This window comes from Kitasatospora albolonga (genome assembly GCF_039535905.1).
In the GTDB taxonomy this organism is placed as follows: Bacteria; Actinomycetota; Actinomycetes; order Streptomycetales; family Streptomycetaceae; genus Kitasatospora; species Kitasatospora albolonga.
This window is the reverse complement of sequence record NZ_BAAAYB010000116.1, coordinates 1-16,919: the sequence shown is the minus strand read 5'-3', so window position 1 is coordinate 16,919 and position 16,919 is coordinate 1. Positions and strand designations below refer to the sequence as shown.

At 72.9% G+C, this 16,919-nt stretch carries 17 protein-coding genes and 2 pseudogenes; 8 read left to right on the top strand and 11 right to left on the bottom strand.

Going from position 1 to position 16,919, the window contains the following annotated elements; translation table 11 throughout:
• Positions 1-10: 10 nt before the first annotated feature.
• Positions 11-637: a hypothetical protein gene (locus ABD946_RS28490; RefSeq protein ID WP_345288318.1), complete on the bottom strand. Its 627-nt coding sequence runs from the start codon at positions 635-637 to the stop codon at positions 11-13.
• 59 nt (positions 638-696) lie between these two features.
• Here ABD946_RS28490 and ABD946_RS28485 point away from each other — a divergent pair, with 59 nt between their 5' ends.
• Entirely contained in the window at positions 697-1,215 is a 519-nt protein-coding gene (locus tag ABD946_RS28485) for a hypothetical protein (protein WP_345288316.1), read from the top strand.
• 8 nt (positions 1,216-1,223) lie between these two features.
• Here the strand turns inward: ABD946_RS28485 and ABD946_RS28480 are convergent.
• A protein-coding gene (locus tag ABD946_RS28480; RefSeq protein ID WP_345286911.1) for an IS5 family transposase occupies positions 1,224-2,026 on the bottom strand; the annotation gives its coding sequence in 2 pieces (ribosomal slippage) (positions 1,224-1,684 and positions 1,684-2,026; 804 coding nt in all).
• Positions 2,027-2,180: 154 nt separating this feature from the next.
• Between ABD946_RS28480 and ABD946_RS28475 the strand changes: the two genes are divergently transcribed.
• Positions 2,181-2,792: an SMI1/KNR4 family protein gene (locus tag ABD946_RS28475; RefSeq protein WP_345288315.1), complete on the top strand. Its 612-nt coding sequence runs from the start codon at positions 2,181-2,183 to the stop codon at positions 2,790-2,792.
• A gap of 95 nt (positions 2,793-2,887) precedes the next feature.
• On the opposite strand, the pseudogene ABD946_RS28470 reads toward ABD946_RS28475, so the two are convergent.
• The 5 genes and pseudogenes from ABD946_RS28470 to ABD946_RS28450 all read right to left on the bottom strand — a co-directional run bounded on the left by ABD946_RS28470 (position 2,888) and on the right by ABD946_RS28450 (position 7,183).
• Positions 2,888-3,629 (bottom strand): annotated as a pseudogene (locus tag ABD946_RS28470) (class I SAM-dependent DNA methyltransferase).
• 64 nt (positions 3,630-3,693) lie between these two features.
• Positions 3,694-4,701, bottom strand: coding sequence for a HEAT repeat domain-containing protein (locus tag ABD946_RS28465; protein WP_345288313.1), 1,008 nt, complete (start codon positions 4,699-4,701; stop codon positions 3,694-3,696).
• Between the two features lie 66 nt (positions 4,702-4,767).
• Positions 4,768-5,513, bottom strand: a pseudogene (locus ABD946_RS28460) (amino acid ABC transporter ATP-binding protein).
• A complete protein-coding gene (locus tag ABD946_RS28455) occupies positions 5,480-6,274 on the bottom strand; it encodes an amino acid ABC transporter permease (protein WP_345288311.1) in 795 nt (264 codons plus the stop codon). Before ABD946_RS28455 ends, ABD946_RS28460 begins: the two are co-directional and overlap by 34 nt.
• A gap of 39 nt (positions 6,275-6,313) precedes the next feature.
• On the bottom strand, positions 6,314-7,183 hold the full coding sequence (locus ABD946_RS28450) for an ABC transporter substrate-binding protein (protein ID WP_345288309.1): 870 nt from the start codon (positions 7,181-7,183) through the stop codon (positions 6,314-6,316).
• A gap of 355 nt (positions 7,184-7,538) precedes the next feature.
• On the opposite strand from ABD946_RS28450, the gene ABD946_RS28445 reads away from it, so the two are divergent.
• Positions 7,539-8,216 (top strand): GNAT family N-acetyltransferase, encoded by a 678-nt coding sequence (locus tag ABD946_RS28445; protein ID WP_345288308.1) that lies wholly within the window; start codon positions 7,539-7,541, stop codon positions 8,214-8,216.
• An 82-nt stretch (positions 8,217-8,298) separates the two neighbouring features.
• Entirely contained in the window at positions 8,299-8,424 is a 126-nt protein-coding gene (locus ABD946_RS28440; protein ID WP_345288306.1) for a hypothetical protein, read from the top strand.
• Between the two features lie 46 nt (positions 8,425-8,470).
• Here the strand turns inward: ABD946_RS28440 and ABD946_RS28435 are convergent, their stop codons facing one another.
• Complete coding sequence (locus tag ABD946_RS28435) at positions 8,471-9,814, bottom strand: DUF4190 domain-containing protein (protein ID WP_345288304.1); 1,344 nt, start codon at positions 9,812-9,814, stop codon at positions 8,471-8,473.
• Between the two features lie 144 nt (positions 9,815-9,958).
• On the opposite strand from ABD946_RS28435, the gene ABD946_RS28430 reads away from it, so the two are divergent.
• A complete protein-coding gene (locus ABD946_RS28430) occupies positions 9,959-10,960 on the top strand; it encodes a hypothetical protein (protein WP_345288302.1) in 1,002 nt (333 codons plus the stop codon).
• A 152-nt stretch (positions 10,961-11,112) separates the two neighbouring features.
• The gene (locus ABD946_RS28425; protein ID WP_345288300.1) at positions 11,113-12,225 is read left to right on the top strand and encodes a glycosyltransferase family 4 protein; all 1,113 of its coding nucleotides are present in this window, start codon (positions 11,113-11,115) and stop codon (positions 12,223-12,225) included.
• Positions 12,226-12,250: 25 nt separating this feature from the next.
• On the opposite strand, the gene ABD946_RS28420 is transcribed toward ABD946_RS28425, so the two are convergent.
• The 3 genes from ABD946_RS28420 to ABD946_RS28410 form a co-directional block, all read right to left on the bottom strand.
• Entirely contained in the window at positions 12,251-13,264 is a 1,014-nt protein-coding gene (locus tag ABD946_RS28420; RefSeq protein WP_380150000.1) for an ABC transporter substrate-binding protein, read from the bottom strand.
• A gap of 11 nt (positions 13,265-13,275) precedes the next feature.
• Positions 13,276-14,067: an ABC transporter ATP-binding protein gene (locus ABD946_RS28415; protein ID WP_345288298.1), complete on the bottom strand. Its 792-nt coding sequence runs from the start codon at positions 14,065-14,067 to the stop codon at positions 13,276-13,278.
• A gap of 133 nt (positions 14,068-14,200) precedes the next feature.
• Positions 14,201-15,229, bottom strand: a complete 1,029-nt coding sequence (locus tag ABD946_RS28410) for a FecCD family ABC transporter permease (protein WP_345288335.1) — start codon at positions 15,227-15,229, stop codon at positions 14,201-14,203.
• Between the two features lie 501 nt (positions 15,230-15,730).
• On the opposite strand from ABD946_RS28410, the gene ABD946_RS28405 reads away from it, so the two are divergent.
• Both ABD946_RS28405 and ABD946_RS28400 read left to right on the top strand, forming a co-directional pair.
• Entirely contained in the window at positions 15,731-16,705 is a 975-nt protein-coding gene (locus ABD946_RS28405; protein ID WP_345288297.1) for an alpha/beta hydrolase, read from the top strand.
• Positions 16,702-16,851, top strand: a complete 150-nt coding sequence (locus ABD946_RS28400) for a hypothetical protein (RefSeq protein ID WP_345288294.1) — start codon at positions 16,702-16,704, stop codon at positions 16,849-16,851. Before ABD946_RS28405 ends, ABD946_RS28400 begins: the two co-directional genes overlap by 4 nt.
• Positions 16,852-16,919: the final 68 nt, after the last annotated feature.

Sequence of the window (16,919 nt, the reverse complement as noted above, 5' to 3'; positions counted from 1 at the left end):
GACCTCGTCATCAGCGACCCGGAAGGCTCCCTGCGCGACCGGCGAGCCAGACGGCAACACGCTGCTTTTCCTCGCGGTTTGCGTAAGGGCTGTCGTAACGCGTGATCCACTCCAGGTGTCGCAGGACGTTCTCCGAGCGGCCCGGGTGATGCACCGCGAGCACGTCGATGCCGGTCTCGCCCGTCGAGGCTTCGATGTACACGCTGCCGTCCAGAGCCATCATGCCGAAGCCCGGGTGCCCTGAGTGCACACCCAGGAACGCCGACGCCGCGCCTCGGCCCATGATGTCCCAGCGATCCAGCAGTCGGACCCGGGTCCAGAGCGCCGGTGCAGTGTTGCCGCTGTGCAGGTGCTCCAGAGCGGCCCGGTGCGAACGGGTGCCCTGTGGAAGCTGCAGTAGGAACTCCCGCCGGTGGTCGAAGAGGCCCGAGGAGACCGCCAGGTCGTACCAGTCTGCATTGAGCCGCTCGACCAGCCGCGAGGTGCCGTACCGGTGCGAGAAGCCTCCGGCCACGTCCTCCGCACCGTATCCGCGGACGAACGGCATCGTGTCCCCTGGCACTGCGTTGGGGATCACCTCAAGGCCGGCTCGCCGCAGAGGCCGGTACACCTTGCGGTCACGTTCCTGAATACCCATCGGCTCATGTTCTACCAGGGGTCCACAGCCCCGGGCCCGCCCTTTTCCTTCACCTCCACGTGACCGGCCGGACCGCTCCCAGGTTGCGGGTCCTGCCACAAAGTCTGACGCACGACACTACAAACCCCGAAAATGCCCGAGTCGGCGAACTGACCGGAGTCCTCAACCCTGGCCCCTACCTTGAGCTTCTGCCTGCGCTGAGCACCAGCCTGCCCCCGGGCGCCAAGGCATTCGCCACCGACCCGGGCCACTACGACTTCGCCGGACGGCGCTGCGTGAAGGACCTGACGCTCCACCAGGCCACCTTCTTCCACGACGGTCAAACCCTCGACCTCCGCCTCCGTCACAACTGTTGGAAGCACGACGAGGACCTGGTCGTCCGCTATTCGGGAGTGACAGCCGTCCACATCAAGACCCCGAACGAGCCCTCGACCTGGGACGGCCTCGGCACGCTGATCCTGGACGAGATCCTTCCGCACGACCAAGGCTGCACTCACGAGATGGCCTTCCGGCCCGGGTCGGTCATCGTTACGTGCAACGACATCACCGCTACCTGGGTCGCAGCGGACTGCTCTTAGAAGGCATCTCATTTGGAGAGCCGTCGGGTGCAGATGAGGGCTGCGGCGATGCTGGCGAAGGCGGCGAAGTGGTCGGCCTTGCGTTCGTAGCGGCGGTGGAGTCGGCGGAAGCCGCCGAGCCAGGCGACGGTGCGCTCGATCACCCAACGGTGGCGGCCGAGGCGCTGAGAGGACTCGACGCCCCGGCGGGCGATGCGGGCTGGGATCTGCCGTCGTCGCAGGTAGGAACGGATGAATCGGTGGTCATAGGCCTTGTCGCCGTGCAGTTTGCCGGGACGGCGGCGCCGCGGTCCGCGCCGTGAGCGGATCGGCGGGATGGCGTCCACAAGAGGTATCAGGGCCTGGCTGTCGTGCAGGTTGGCTCCGGAGACCGCGAGCGAGAGGGGTAAACCGGTACGTTCGGTGAGCAGATGAATCTTCGACCCGTACTTGCCCCGATCGACAGGATTCGGACCTGTCAGTTCCCCCTTTTCAGGGCCCTCATGTTCACTGAGTCGACCGCGCAGCGGGACCAGTCCAGCTGGCCCCGCGAGCCGAGCTCGTCCAGGAGGACGCGGTGGAGCTTGGCCCACACTCTGGCCTTGCTCCACTCAGTGAAGCGCCGGTGGGCGGTGGGCCCGGACGGCCCGAAGCAGGGCGGCAGTTGAGCCCACGTACACCCCGAGGTCGCGACGAACACGATCGCCGCCAGCACCTCGCGGTCCCCGTGGCGCCGCCGGCCACCACCCTGCGGGCGCACCGGAGCGTCCGGCACCACCAACTGGAACAACTCCCACAGCTCGTCCGGCACCAGCCGCTCAACGATCAGCATGCCCGGAGTCTACTCAACCCACCCAAATGAGATATCTTCTTAAGCCCACTGAGGTTGAAGAACAAGACTAGGGCCTGTTTTAAACAGTGGATCAGAGGACGCGTAGGATCCTGTGCCGCCAGCGGTAGGAGTTGGTTCGGCGACCGGAGGCGGCATGACGGTGCGGAGGAAAGGTCAGGACTCCGATGAACCCTTGGGCAGGGACTCGCTGGAGGACCGTGTCCGCGCGCTGACCACAGCTCTTGTCGACGGCACTACGGCGGTCGCCGAGCAGGTTCGTGGGCTGTCCGGCGACGAGATGCACCGGATTGAGCGTGACCAGTCCGCGCCTCTCGGGGATGCCTACCGTTGCTTCCTGACGCTGATCGGTGGTGGTGCAGGGCGCTTCTTGCAGGGCAGTGACGTCTTCTATCCGCGAGTCATCGGCCTGGGCGAGGCGGCACGAGAGCTGCTGGCGGAGAACGGCGTCCCCTTCCTTCTCGCCGAGTCGGACCGGGTCATCCTCATGCACCAGGGTTACCAGTTCGATTTTCTGCGCGGCCCCGGACCTGATCCCGAGGTGTGGTCGTACTGTGAGGGCGAGGCGCCCGCCTTGAGCTTCGCCAGGTTCACCGACTGGCTGCAAGCCCACGTCACGCAGCAAACCAAGGCGTGGGCGCGGCTCGTTCCGATGTACGAGGTCGAGAAGCGGAAACCGCCATCGACACCCTCAGGAACAACGCCTGGCTCCGCACCCGCGCCACCGCCCTCGACCTACGGACCCTGATCAACCTCGGACTCACCCACAACGGCACGATCCGGCAGATCCCGGCCGCCACCTGACGGCACGACCCGGATCACACCAAGATCTTCATCAGCGTTCTACAGCGGCTTGCGCCACACCGAGACGTGCTTCGTGGAGTCCTGGGCGAACGGCGCACCGTCCCAGTCCGCGACCCGGCGCTCCGGCTCCAGACCGGCGATCCTCGCCATCAGGTCGAGTTCGGCCGGCCAGGCGTACCGGTGGCGGGAGTTGTCCCGGCGGTAGCGGCCGTCCTCGCCGTCCCGGGTGAAGTGGTGCGAGACCAGCACCTGCTCGACCAGGTCGAAGGTGTCGAAGCCGACGTGCCCCGCCGAGACGTCGAACGGCACCGCCAGCGCCCCGGGCGCCAGCAGCCGCAGCGGCGGCACCCCGAGCTCGATGACGAACCGGCCGCCGGGCTCCAGGTGGCGGGCGGCGTTGCGGAAGCACTCGACCTGCTCGTCCTGGGTGAGCAGGTTGGTGATGGTGTTGTAGACCAGGTAGACCAGGCTGAACGAGCCGGGGACGACGGTGGTCGCCATGTCCCCGACGGCCACCGGGAGGGTCTCCTCGTCCACCTTGGCCCGCAGCACCGCCGCCATGTGCGGCGAGTACTCGATCCCCACCACCGGCACCCCGCGCGCCCGCAGCGGCACCCCCACCCGCCCCGGTCCCGATCGCGAACTCCAACGCCCGCCCGTCTCCGGCGAGTTCGGCGAGGAAGTCCAGGACAGGCTTGAGGGCTTCCGCCGTGGAGGACTCGGCCTCCTCGGCGTCGTAGCGGTCGGCGGTCTCACGGGTCCACAGTTCGCTGCTCGTCACGGGCCGCAACGATGCCCGCCGCCCACCCCCGCTGTCGAGCGAATTACCCGTGCTCGTCGAACGGTCAGTCGGTGGCGGCCAGTTCGGCGGCCCGCCCGGGGTCGCCGCCGGCCCGGCGGAGCAGTGCGGCCACGTCGTACCAGCCCTCCCCCGCCCCGAGCGCGAGCCCGGCCTCGAAGCGCGGCCGGTACAGGCCCGCGCGCAGCTCGGGCCGCAACCGGTCGAGCGCGCACAGCAGTTCCCAGCCCGCCAGCTCCAACCGGCCCCGCTCCACCGGGTCGCAGGCCCGGACGGCGTCCTCGACCGCGCCGCCGTCGGCGTCATGGTTCCGTAGGTACGGCAGCAGCTCGGGCGAGCCCAGGATCTCGGCCGCCCGGAAGGTGTGGACGTGCGCGCCCTCGGGGTCGTCGAGCAACTCGGCCAACAGCGGTACGGCGCGCAGGTCGTGACGCCGTGCCAGGCCGCGGATTCCCTCCTCCCGGGTGTCGGCGTGCCCGTCGCCGGTCCGCTCCCAGAGCGCGGCGCGGATCTCGGCGGTGTCGACCTCGTACTGGAAGCCCAGCGTGAAGGTGGCCCAGTCCCGGACGTCCGGGTCCTCGTCCCGGGTGAGCGCGATCAGGGCCCGGACGTCCGGGCCGTCCGGCTCCCCCGTGGCCACGCTGGAGAAGGCGGTCGCCACCTGGCGGCGGACCTCCTCGTCGGGGTGCCGCGCGAGGGTCACCAGGACGGGGACGGCGCGCGGGTCGTAGGTCTGCCCGACGGCGCGGGCCAACGCCGCCAGGACCTCGGCGTCGGTCTCCCGCTCCGCGAGCGCGACCAGCGCGGCCACCGCCGCGGGCTTGACCTCGTCGTGACGGTCGGCGGCGTTGCCCAGCAGCCGGCACCCGAGCTCACGCTCGGCCGGGTCCGGCGAACCGATCGACTCCAGCCCGAGCGCCAGCGCGCCCGGCCCGTCCTCCGCCGCCCGCCAGAGCAGGCCTCCGTACTCGTCCCAGTCGTCCGTCTGCTCCGCGATCCGGGCCGCCACCCGCGCCCGCTCCGCCCACTCCGCCGCCGCCGTGCCCGTGTCCATCCGGGCAGTGTGCCGTACGGATCCCGCCCACACGAAGGGGTTTCCGCAGGTCAGGCGCCGACGGTCTCAGATCACCTCGGCGAGGAACCGGCGCAGGCGCGGGCTCTCCGGAGCACCGAACACCGCCTCGGGCGGGCCCGACTCGACCACCACACCCCCGTCCATGAAGGCGACGCCGTCCGAGACCGAACGGGCGAAGCCCATCTCGTGGGTGACCACGACCATGGTCATGCCCTCCTTGCCGAGGTCGGCCATCAACGACAGGACGCCCTTGACCAGTTCGGGGTCGAGCGCGGAGGTCGCCTCGTCGAAGAGCATCACCCGGGGCCGCATCGCGAGCGCCCGGGCGATGGCCACCCGCTGCTGCTGCCCGCCGGAGAGCTGGCCGGGCCGGACGTCCGCCTTGTGCCGCAGCCCGACCAGGTCGAGCTGACGGCGGGGCGGCCTCGACCGCCTCCTCCTTCGGGAGACCGCGCAGCTTGCGCAGCGGGAGCGTGAGGTTGCGCTCCACGCTCAGGTGCGGGAAGAGGTTGAACTGCTGGAACACCATGCCGATGTGCCGGCGCAGCAGGTCGGGGCTGCGCCCGAGCACGCTCTCGCCGTCCAACAGGACGTCGCCCCGGTCGGGTTCCACCAGCCGGTTGATCGTCCGCAACAGTGTCGACTTCCCCGAGCCGGAGGGGCCGATCACCGAGACGGTGTGCCCCTTCGGGGACGTCGAGGTCCACGCCGCGCAGGATCCGGTTGCCACCCAGTGCGAGGTGCAGGTCACGGGCGGTCAGACTGACGGGTGAGAAGTCCGTGTCAGACACGTGCCGCTCCTTCGGGGGACGGGCGCCGGATCGGTGGCGGCCTCGGGTTCGACGACCTCGCGCCCGTTCCGGAGCCGCCGGTCGATGACGTTGACCAGGTGGGTCAGCGGCACGGTGAGCAGGAGGTAGAAGAGTCCGGCCAGGACCAGGGCGGACTCGTTGCCGGTGTTGGCGGCCGCGTCCTGGCCGATCCGGAACAGGTCGCGCTGATCGGCCATCAGCCCGAGGAAGTAGATCAGGCTGGAGTCCTTGATCAGCGCGATGAGCTGGTTGACCCAGGCCGGCAGGATCCGCCGCACTCCCAGCGGTACGACGACCAGCCGCATCGCGGCCGCGTAGGAGAACCCGAGGGCCCGGGCAGCCTCCAGCTGCCCGGCCTCCACGCTCTGGATGCCGGAGCGGAAGATCTCGCCGAAGTAGGCGGCGGCGATCAGCGAGAGCGCCAGGATGCCGAGCGGATAGGGGTCGGGCCCCCAGATCAGCATGCCCTGCGGGGCCAGCCCGACCCCGATCAACAGGATGGTGACCGCGGCCGGCAGGCCGCGGAACACGTCCGTGTAGACCCGGGCCGGCCACCGCAGCCAGCGGGTCCTGGCGATCCCGGCGACCGCCAGGAGCAGGCCGAGGACGGTGCCGAGGACGGCCGAACTCACGGCGAGGACCAGCGTGTTGGGCACGCCGGTGGTGAGCAGGTCGGGGATCGCGGAGCGCATCGACTCCCAGTTGAAGAACGTCTCCGCCAGCGTGCCCAGCTGGTCCACGTCGGTCTCCTGTCCTCTGGATAACTAGGTGACGGTCGGTCAGGAGGACGGCGTGGCGCCCGCGGCCGCCACCGGCGGGAAGGCGACCGAGCCGCTGCCCGGCTTGAAGCCCTCGGGGATCGGACGGCCCGGGTAGTACTGCTGCTGGAGCTTGGTCCAGGTGCCGTCGGCGATGACCTCGTCGAGCGCCTTGTTCAGCGCGGTCAGCAGCTCCGGGCGGTCCAGCGCCACCGCGAAGGCGGTCGGCGAGGAGCTGAGCTGCTTCTGCGCCAGCACCACCTTGCCGCCGCTGTCGTTGGCGCTCTTCTCGCCGATCTCGGCCGGGGATATCCAGGCCTCGGCGGTGCCGGTCTTCAGCTGGTTGAGCGCGCTGTTGTAGTCCGGGACGCGCACCGGGTCGAGCTTGTTCTTGGTGGCGTAGTCGTCCTGCACCGTGCCCTGGACGACCACGACGCGCTTGCCCGCGAGCTGGTCGAAGCTCTTGATCGGCGAGCCGGCGGGCACGTCCAGCCCGAAGTAGCCGAAGTCGTAGCCGTTGGTGAAGGCCACCGTCTTCTTGCGGGCCTCGGTGATGGTGATGGACGAACTGCCCACGTCGAACTTGCGGTTGGCGACCTGCGAGAGCAGCGCGGAGAAGTCGGTGGAGGCGAACTGCACCTTGAGGCCGGCCTTCGCGGCGACGGCGGTGAAGAGGTCGTTGTCGAAGCCGGTGAACTTGCCGTCCTTGAGGTAGACGTTCGGCGGCGCGTCCGAGAGCGTGCCGACGTGGACGGTGCCCGCCTCGTTCAGCTTGAACGGGTTGTCGGCGGACTTCGAGGAGGACGAGCTGCCGGCGCTGCTGCAAGCGGTGAGCGCGGAGAGCGAGACGGCGGCGGCGAGGGCGGCGACCAGGACACGGCGCGAGCGCATGGGGAACTCCAGGGATGGCGGAGGAGCAGGAAGGAGGTGCGCGCGAGGAGCCCCGCACCGGCTGTGGTGACCGGGACGGGACGCGCGCGAGGAGATGTCGGACCGGCCCGTTCACGGGCATGCCGGTGAGGATGGAGCGAAGGGAGGAACGCGGCGGGCAGTCGGCCTCAGGGCCGGAGAAGGGCGCGCGTCAGCAGCTGGGGCGACAGCTCGTCGCCGTCACACGGCGCAGGTCGATGTGCCTGCGCGAAACGAGGTATCCAGCCATGCGGGCACTATGCGTGGTGATCGTCCACGGAGTCAAATCACATGATCCCCACAACGGCCGTCCCGGGACGTGTGCCAGGATGCCCGGATGATCAACCACGACGCCCCGCGCGGTGACGCCCTGTCAGGGCCTCCCGTGCTCGTACTGGACGACAGGACGGTCCTGCGGCCCTGGGAACCCTCCGATGCCGGGGCCCTGCTGACGGCCGGCCAGGAGCCGGAGATCCAGCGGTGGAACCTGTTCACGGTGGGGTCGGCGGAGCAGGCGCGGGGGCGGATCGCCCGGATGCGGGAGCGGTGGGAGGCCGGGACGGGGGCGGTCTGGGCCATCGCGGACCACTCCGGACCCGTCGGGCTGATCGGCTGCAACGAGCTCGATCTCACCAATCGCAGCGCGGAGTTGGTCTACTGGCTGCTCCCGGCCGCCCGCGGCCGCGGGCTCGCGGTGGCGTCCGTCCGCCGGGTCACCCGCTGGGCGGTGGAGGAGTTCGGCCTGCACCGGCTCCGGCTCTGCCACTCCACCGCCAACCCGGCGTCCTGCCGCGTGGCGCAGAAGGCGGGGTACGCCTTCGAGGGGCACCATGCGCGGAGCCCTCCTGCACGAGGACGGGTGGCACGACCAGCACCTCCACGCCTTCCTCCGCGGCGACCCGCTCACGGCGTGACCGGGGCAACCGGGGCAACCGGGGCAACCGGCGTGGACGACCGGGCGTCGGTCCGGGTCGACGCGAGGTGCGAGGGGTCCGTTCGGGTGAGGTGTCCGTAGCCGGCGGGGCGTCAGCACGGGAGCTGGGCGGTTCGGTTGCTAGCTTGCCGCTCACCGGCTGTCGGTACCTACGGAGATGATGATGGTTTCGCTGCGTTCGGCGTTGCGCCTGGTCGGCATCGGCGCCGTGGCGGGTGCCCAGGTGCTCGGCGCGCTCCTCGTGGCCGCGCTGCGGCCGCGCTTCGAGGGGCTCTTCCGGCGTCACTGACGGCCGCCACCGGCACCTGCGTTCGGGCCCGTCGCGTGACGAGGGGTCAGACCTGGGAGGGATGCTCGTCGGGCGGGGTGGAGCGCAGGCCGATGGCCTGGCGGAGGAGGGCGTCGGCCTCGCCGTTGGCGTTCTGGTCGAGCCCGTCGTAGGCGTCGTAGAGGGCGTCGACGTCCTCGTCCCCGGTCTCGTTGAGCTTCTTGCCCTGGGTGACGAGACGGTCCAACTCGATCTGGAGGTCGGCGAGTTCCGGCCGACCGGGGTGGCTCCAGGCCACCTTGGCCAGCTTGCTCTTGGTGGCGGTGGCGGCGTCGGCGACCGTGCGGCCCCACTCCTGGTAGTCGTCGGTCGCGTCCTCGAGCTCCTCGGTCGGCGCGCCCGCCAGGGCGACGTCCAGCTCCCGGGTGGCCTCCAGGTACCCGTACTGCTCGGCGGTCCAGCGGGACTGCTCCTGGTGGAGGGTGCCGGTGCGGAGCTCCTCGGAGTCGAAGAGGCAGATGGCCCGCTTGGTGGCCGGCCAGGCCTCGCGGTCGGGGTAGATGGTGGTGGACTCGACGGTGGCCGGGATGGTCCAGTGGTCCGGGGTGTAGGCGTACTGGGGGGCGATGCACTGGAGCGAGACCGTGCGCTCCAGCCGGCTGGTGCCGGGGTAGTCGGCGCCGGGGAGGTGGGCGACGCCGAACACCTCCCCGTGGTGCGGCTCGCCGCACGGCACCACCGTGAAGCGGGCCCGGACCGCCCGGCGCCCCGTGGCCTCCTTCATGCAGTCCCCGGCCTTGAGGTCGAAGACCGCGACCCCGCCGGCCGACTGCTCCACGCCCTCCTCGAACGCCGCCACCACGAACGGCGCCAACGCCAGCGTCACCAGGGCCCAGCAGGAGGAGAGCACGATGCCGGCCACCGCCATGCCCTTGCCGCGCTGCGGCCGCCGCTTGAGCTGCCGCAGCGCGGCGATGCCGAGCCCGAGGCCGAGGGTCCAGGCCAGACAGAACAGCCCGAAGATCCCGAGGACCAGCGAGGCGACGGCCAACCCGTTGGTGCCGGGCGCCGGCAACGGCGGCCCCTGCCAGTACGGCCCACCGGCGTACGGACCGCTCGCGTACGGGTCACCGGCATGCGGCCCACCGGTGTACCCACCGCCTGCGTACGGACCGCCGGCATACGGGTCGCTGGTGAACGGAGCGGCCGGGTACGAAGCACCGTGCGGCGGCTGGTAGGACGTCGCCGGCCCGTACGGTTCGTCCGTGACCTGCGGCGGCACGTAGGCGTACGGGTCGGCCGCCGGAGCGGCGCCAGGAGCGCCGGAGTCGGCGGAGTCGGCGGGCGCGGACCAGTCGGCGGCGGCCGGGGTGGCGCTCGGCTGGCTGGACTGGTCGGGCTCGGACGACAAGGGGCTCCCCCGGAAGGCACGGTTCCGTCGGCGCGACGGTTGCGCGAATATAGCCGATCGTCCGATGGTCTTCCCAGGGGGATCCCAGGTCATCCGGCCCGCAGCCCTGTGATCTGTCAGTGGCGGGCCGTACGCTCACGTCCCATGGACGGGAACCAGGCGGAGCCCACGGAGGCCCGGGAGGCCACCGGGCCGGCGGTGCGGGGGTGGACGGCGACGGGGCTGCGCTGGCGCGAGGGCGTGCCGCAGCTGACGGCCGCCCGCGGAGCGGAGGAGCACCGCCGCGAGATCGGCACGGGCACCCGGATCGGCTGGGAGGTGGCCGGGCCGCGCCGCTGCACCGGCATCCGGACGGCGCACCGCCACCACCCCTGCCCCACCTCGGCCCTGCTCGACCCGGCCGGGAAGTCCGGCCAGTGCCCGTCCTGCCAGGACGCGGACCAGGGGCTGGCACTGGCCCGGGACCGGGTGGTGGACGACGGGCGGACGTACCGGCTGTACCTGGCCTGGTTCGGCCCGGGCCTGGCGAAGGTCGGCCTGACGGCGGAGCAGCGCGGCAGCGCACGGCTGCTGGAGCAGGCGGCCCCGGTCTGGACCTTCCTGGCGCGCGGGCCGCTGCCCGGGGTGCGGCGGGCGGAGCTGACGGTGGCCCAGGCGGGGCTGGCCCGGGAGCGGTTCACCACCAAGGCCAAGAACCAGGGGTGGTGGCACCTGCCCGGGCCGCGGGGGCGGGCGGAGGCCGTCAGGGCGCTGCGGGCCGAGGTGCTGCCGGTGCTGGCCGGGCACGCGGTGGAGCTCTTCCCGGACGGGCCGGTGGTCGATCAGGTGGAGCTGTTCGGCCTGGCCGAGGGGCCACCGCCGGCGTACCGGGAGGTCACGGCGCTCTCCGACGGGGCCCGGCTGAGCGGGGTGCTGCACGCACCGGTCGGCCAGCAGCTCTTCCTGACGCCCGATCAGTCCCCGCCCGTCCCCGGCCGCGAGCCCGTCCCCGGTCGCGAGCCCGTGCCCGGTCGCGAGCCCGTCCCGCTGCTGCTGGACACCCGCCTGCTCACCGGCTGGACGCTCCGCCCGTGCGCCCCGGCGCCCTGTACGGGCCTCACCGAGCTGCTCCGCTCCCGCCCGGTCGAGCAGACCGCGCTGTTCTGACCGCCCCTGACCACCGGGTGATCCGCACCGCCGCCACTGCCACGCCCCCGTGCGCCCCGGCGTACCACCGTCGGCACCCCGGCGCCGTTGTGACGGGATGTGGACAGCGGGAAGCATGAGGGGTCCAGTCCCGCCTGCGGAGGCCCCGAACCATGCGGATCGCGTACCTGCACGACGGCAGCATCCCCACCGACCGCGCCGCCGGCGTGCGGGCGGTGCGGATGTGCGACGCCCTGGTGGACGCCGGGCACCAGGTGATCCTGTACGCCCGGCCCGGGTCGGTGCCCGACGAGGACCTCTACGCCTACTACGGGACCCGCAACCGCTTCGAGGTCCGCACCGTCGCCCAGCCCGCCGTGCCGCTGGTCGGTCCCTGGCTGCGGGCCCGGCGGGTCCGCGCGGAGCTCCGCCGCCGGGCCGTGCCGGACCTGCTGTACGGCGACGACCGCGCGGCCCTGCTGGTCTGCGCCGACCTCGCGCCGATGGTCCGCGAGGTCGACCGCCTCCCGGCCGGGCGGCTGGACCGGGCGCTGGAGCACCGGCTGCTGCGCCGCCGCCGACTGCGCCGGGTGGTGACCGGTTCGCACGCACTCGCCGAGGAGCTGCAGCACTCCCTCCCGGGGTCGCCCCGCACGGACCGGCTGACCGCCCTGCCGGCCGCCGATCCCGTCCCGGCCGACGGCCCGGTGGCCCAACTCCCGGGCCGGGAGGGCGCTGTGCGCATCGGCTGGATCGGCCGTCCGTCCACCGGGCGGGGCACCGGGCTGCTCCTCGCCCTGGCGGAGCGCTTACCGGAGGCGGACTTCCACCTGGTCGGCGGGACGGAGGCCGAGGTCCGGCACTGGCGCGACCGCTGCCGCTCCGTCAACGTGCACTTCCACGGCCACCGGCCGCCCTCCCGGATCACCCCCTACCTGCGCGCCTTCGACCTGGTGCTGGCACCCCACCAGCAGCACGCCGACGGCGCCGGCCGCCGCACCGTCCCCACCTGCCTCCCCGAGTACCTCGCCCACGGCCGCGCCGTGGTCGCCTCCGACCACCCCGTCCTGCGCGAGCTGCTCACCGACGAGGTCAACTCCCTCCTCTGCCCGGCCGATTCGGTCGAGGACTGGGTCAAGGCCGTCCGCCGCCTGACCGAGGACCAGGAGCTCCGCGAACGCCTCGCCACCGGCGCCCTGCGCCGGCACCTCACCCACCACACCTGGCACGCCCGCACCGCCCGCGTCCTCGCCGGCCTCCCCACCGACCACCGCCCCTGGCGCTAGAACCCGTCCGACGGGCGCCGGCCGATCAGCCCGCGACGCCCTTCAGGTAGGTGGCCAGGCGGGTGATCGCGGCGGGGTTGCGGGGGCTCTCGACCAGGTCGACGTAGGAGAGCACGAAGACGCGGTCGTTCTTGACGGCGGAGACCTGGGCCAGCGGCGGGTAGGACTTCAGGAACTGCCGCTTCGCCTCGGCGCTGGTGTCGCCGTAGTCGTTGATGACGATGACCTCCGGGTCGCGGGCGACCACGGCCTCCCAGCCGACGGTGGTCCAGGAGTCGTCCAGGTCGCCGAAGACGTTCCGGCCGCCGGCCTTGGTGATGATCTGCTCGGGCGCGGCGAACCGGCCGGAGGTGAACGGCTTGTCCTGGCCGCTGTCGTAGAGGAAGACCGAGGGGCGCTTCGCGGGGGCGGCGGCCTCGGCCTTCGCCACCTCGGCCTTGAACCCGTCGATCAGCTGCTGCGCCTTCGCCTCCACCTCGAAGATCCGGCCGAGGTTGGTGAGGTCGGCGTAGAGGGCGTCCAGCGGCGGCATCACGCCGCGCGCCTTCTCCTTGCCGTTGCGGCAGGACTCGGTGAGCGTGTACGAGCCGACGCCCAGCTTGCCCAGGCCCTCGGGGGTGAGGCCGGTGCTCTCGTTCCAGCCGTAGTTCCACCCGGCGAAGACCAGGTCCGCCTTGGCGTCGAGCACCAGCTCCTTGGTGATCTCCTTCTTGGAGAGCCACGGGGTGCGCTCGTACTCCTTGCCCCAGGCGACGGCCGACAGGTCGCCCTTCTCGTCCGGCATCACGTACCCGGCCATCCGGTCGGCCAGGCCCAGGGCGAGCATCAGCTCGGTGATGCCGATGTCGTTGGTGACCACACGGCCGGGCTTCTGCTGGTACGTCACCTGCCGCCCGCAGTTGTCGACGGTGACGGGGTAGTGCGCCGACGCGGCGGCGTCCGCCGAGGGGGCGACCTCGGCGCCGCAGGCGGCCAGGCCGGTGCAGAGGCTCAGGGCGGCGGCGGCCGCCAGGGTACGGCGGGCGGTGGTGAACAGCACGTGATGGTCCCTCAGGAGTGGTGGGCGGGAGAGTCGGTGGTGAGACGGTCGAAGAGCAGTTGCACGGCCCCGGTGACCGGGTGCCGGACGGGGTGGGCGCGCACCCCGAAGACCTCGGCCAGCAGCTCGGCCGAGAGCACCTCGGCCGGCGGGCCGGACGTGACGATGCGGCCGCCGGCGATGACGTACAGCAGGTCGCAGTGGGCGGCGGCCAGGTTGAGGTCGTGCAGGGCGGTGAGGACGGTGAGGCCGCTGTCGCGGACCAGGGCCAGCACCTCCAACTGGTGCGCGATGTCCAGGTGGTTGGTCGGTTCGTCCAGCACCAGCACGTGCGGACGCTGGACCAGCGCGCGGGCGATCAGCACCCGCTGCTTCTCGCCTCCCGAGAGGTGGAGGAAGCCCCGCCCGGCCAGGTGGTCGGCCCCGACCCGGGCCAGCGCGGCGGTGGTGTCGGCGGCCTCCTCGGGGCCGGGGCCGGCGAAGCCGCGGCGGTGCGGAAGACGGCCCATGCCGACCACCTCCGCCACCGTGAAGTCGAACTCGGCCACCGTCTCCTGCGGCAGCGCCCCCACCCTGCGGGCCCCCTCACGGGCCGTCAGCCCGTGCAGGTCGTCGCCGTCCAGCCGGACCGCGCCGCTGCTCGGGCGCAGCGCCCGGTAGACGGTCCGCAGCAGGGTCGACTTCCCGCTGCCGTTCGGCCCCACCAGCCCGATCACCTGTCCGCTCTCGGCCTCCAGGCTGGCCTCGTGCACCAGCCGCGCCCCGGCGATCTCCACCGAGACCGCGTCGATCTCGACCTTCATCCTCGGCCTCCCGCAGTGCGGCGAGCGGCCCGCGGATCCCGCGTCCGGGCCGCCGTCATGGTGTGCGTACGCTCTCCGGCCCCCGTCGGCGTGCGCTCCCGAGCCCCCGTCGGCCTGCGCTCCCCGGCCCCCATCAGCGCCCGCCGAAGCTGTAGGTGCGCCGCCGCATCAGCAGCAGGAAGCAGGGCACGCCCAGCACCGCCGTGATCACGCCGACCGGCAGCTCCGCCGGGGCGAGCAGCAGGCGCGAGACGATGTCCACCCACACCAGGAGCACCGCGCCCAGCAGCGGAGCGACCGTCAGCACGCGTCGGTGGCCGGCCCCGACCAGCATCCGGGCCAGGTGCGGCACCATCAGGCCGACGAACCCGATCGCTCCGCTCACCGCGACCACGGTGCCGGTGACGGCGGCGGTCACCAGGAAGAGGGCCCGCCGCAGGCGGGCGGCGTCGACGCCCAGGGCGGCGGCCGTCTCGTCGCCCATGGCCAGCGCGTCCAGGCTCCCGGCGGCGGCCAGCAGGTAGACCAGCCCGGCCAGGACGGTGGCGGCCGCGATCGGGACGGAGGCCCAGGTGGCGCCGCCGAGGCTGCCGAGCAGCCACATCATCGCCGTCCGGGCGGCCTCGCCGCGCTCCGCGGAGAAGACCATCAGCGAGGTGACGGCGGAGAAGCCGTAGGCGAGGGCGGTTCCGGTGAGCACCAGCCGCAGCGGGGTGAGGCCGTGGGCGGTGCGGGCCACCGCGTAGACCAGGACCATCGCGGCCAGCGCCGAGCTGAAGGCGGAGAGCGAGAGCGCCCAGACGCCCAGCGAGGCGAACGCGCCGAGCAGCAGGACGGCGTTGGCGCCGACGGCGGCGCCGGATGAGATGCCGAGGACGAAGGGGTCGGCCAGGGCGTTGCGCACCATGGCCTGGACGGCCACGCCGACGGCGGACAGCCCGGCGCCGACCACGGCGGCGAGCACCGCCCGGGGCAGCCGGATCTCCCAGACGATGGTGTAGCCGGCCACCTGGTCGGCGTGGATCCGCCCGCCGGTGAGCCCGGCCTGCAGGAAGTGGGCGACCTGACCGAGGCTCAGCCCCGAGGAGCCGAGCGCGACCCCGCAGACCAGGGAGGCCAGCAGCGCCGCGCCGAGGCCGAGGGCCAGTGGCGCGGTGCGCAGCGGTCGCCGGGCCGCGGCCGGTCGGGGCGGGCCCCGGCCGGCCGGGCGGGCTGGTGGCGCTGCCGGGAGGTCCGGTGGCGGTGGTCGCGCTGCTCAACGGCTGGGCCTTCGGTCGGGCCCCGGGCGTACGGGGGCGCGACCGGCCGGGCCCGGGCGGCGGCGGACGGCGGGCGTCCGCGCGCTCCGGCGGGCGCGCCGTTCGGCATCCCCTCGCAGTCCGCGGCGAGTTCTCGGGAGGACCGCGCCGCCGGGGGCGATCGGGCTCACGGACCGTCAGGGGCCGTTCCACCGTTGCGGGTCAGCGCCGGGTTCTCACCGGACTTCTCCCTCGGGACGCCCTGGCAGCATAGCAAGGCTCACCTCATCTGTAAGGGGCCCATCGCTGTGTCACCCGGCACACCCGGGGGCGGACCGGACGGCGGACCCGGGGGCCAGCCCCCGCCCGAGCTCGGGTGCTGACCGGGTACCGGGCCCGTCCCGCCCGACCGTAGCCTCCTCGTCATGACCACCGGATCGCACAACTCCCTTCCCCCGCAGCACCATTCCCGCACCCGCGCCCGCGCCCGCCGGGCCCTCGCGGCCGCCGCCGCGGTCCTGCTCGCGGTCGGCCTCGCCGCCCCGGCGGCCGCAGCCGCCACCCCGGCCCCCGTCCCGGGCTCGCCGACCTCGCCGACCGAGCGCACCAACAGCCGGGGCGAGCTGCTCGCCGTCACCCCGCTCGCCCGCCTGACCCCCGCCCAGGTCGCCGCCTACGCGCGGGACTTCGGGGTGGACACCGCCACCGTCCGCCACGGCGTCGCCGCCTACCGGCTCACCTACCGCACCGTCACCCCGCAGGGCGCTCCCACCACCGCCACCGGCCTGTTCGCGCTGCCCGAGGGTGGCCCGCACCGGCTGGCCGTGGTCTCCGACACCCACGGCACCATGGTGAACCGCGACGACGCGCCCTCCACCGCCGGGGACTTCGGCAAGCTCACCCCGTACCTGCACGCCTCGGCGGGCCGGGCCGTGGCGGCGCCCGACTACCTCGGGCTCGGCCTCGGCCCGGGCCTCCACCCCTACATGGACACCCGCTCCGCCGTCTCCGCCTCGCTCGACCTGCTGCGCGCCTCCCGCGAGGCGGGCCGCCGCCTCGGCCGGCCGCTCACCGGGGACGTGTACGCGACCGGCTTCTCGCAGGGCGGCCAGGTGGCGATGGCGCTGGGCCGCGAGCTATCCGCGGGCGCCGACCGCCACCTGCGGCGTGCGCGGGCTGGCCCCGGTGGCCGGGCCGCACGACGTCCGGGCGCCGGAGCTCCCCGCGATCCTGGACAGGCCGGTGTGATGAGCGCTCGCCGTCTTCTACCTCTCCTACTACCTGACGGCGGCCAACCGCCTGCACCCGGTCTACCTGGATCCGGCCGAGGCCTTCGGTCACCGTACGCCGGGTGGTGGAGGGGCGTGTTCGACACCCGGCACACGAGGAGCAAGTGGTGACCGCCCTCCCGGGCACGGTCCGCGAGCTGCTCACCGACTCCTTCCTGCGCCAGCTGGACCGGCCCGGCCCCGGCTGTCGGCCGCGCTGGAGGCCACCGACGGCTGGGCTGCGACTGGCGCCCGCGCGGCAGCCGGTGCGGCTCTAAGCCTCCACCGGGGACCGCGAGCGTACCGATCGCCAACTCCCGTTCTGTGCCGCCGCGCTGGCGCCCAC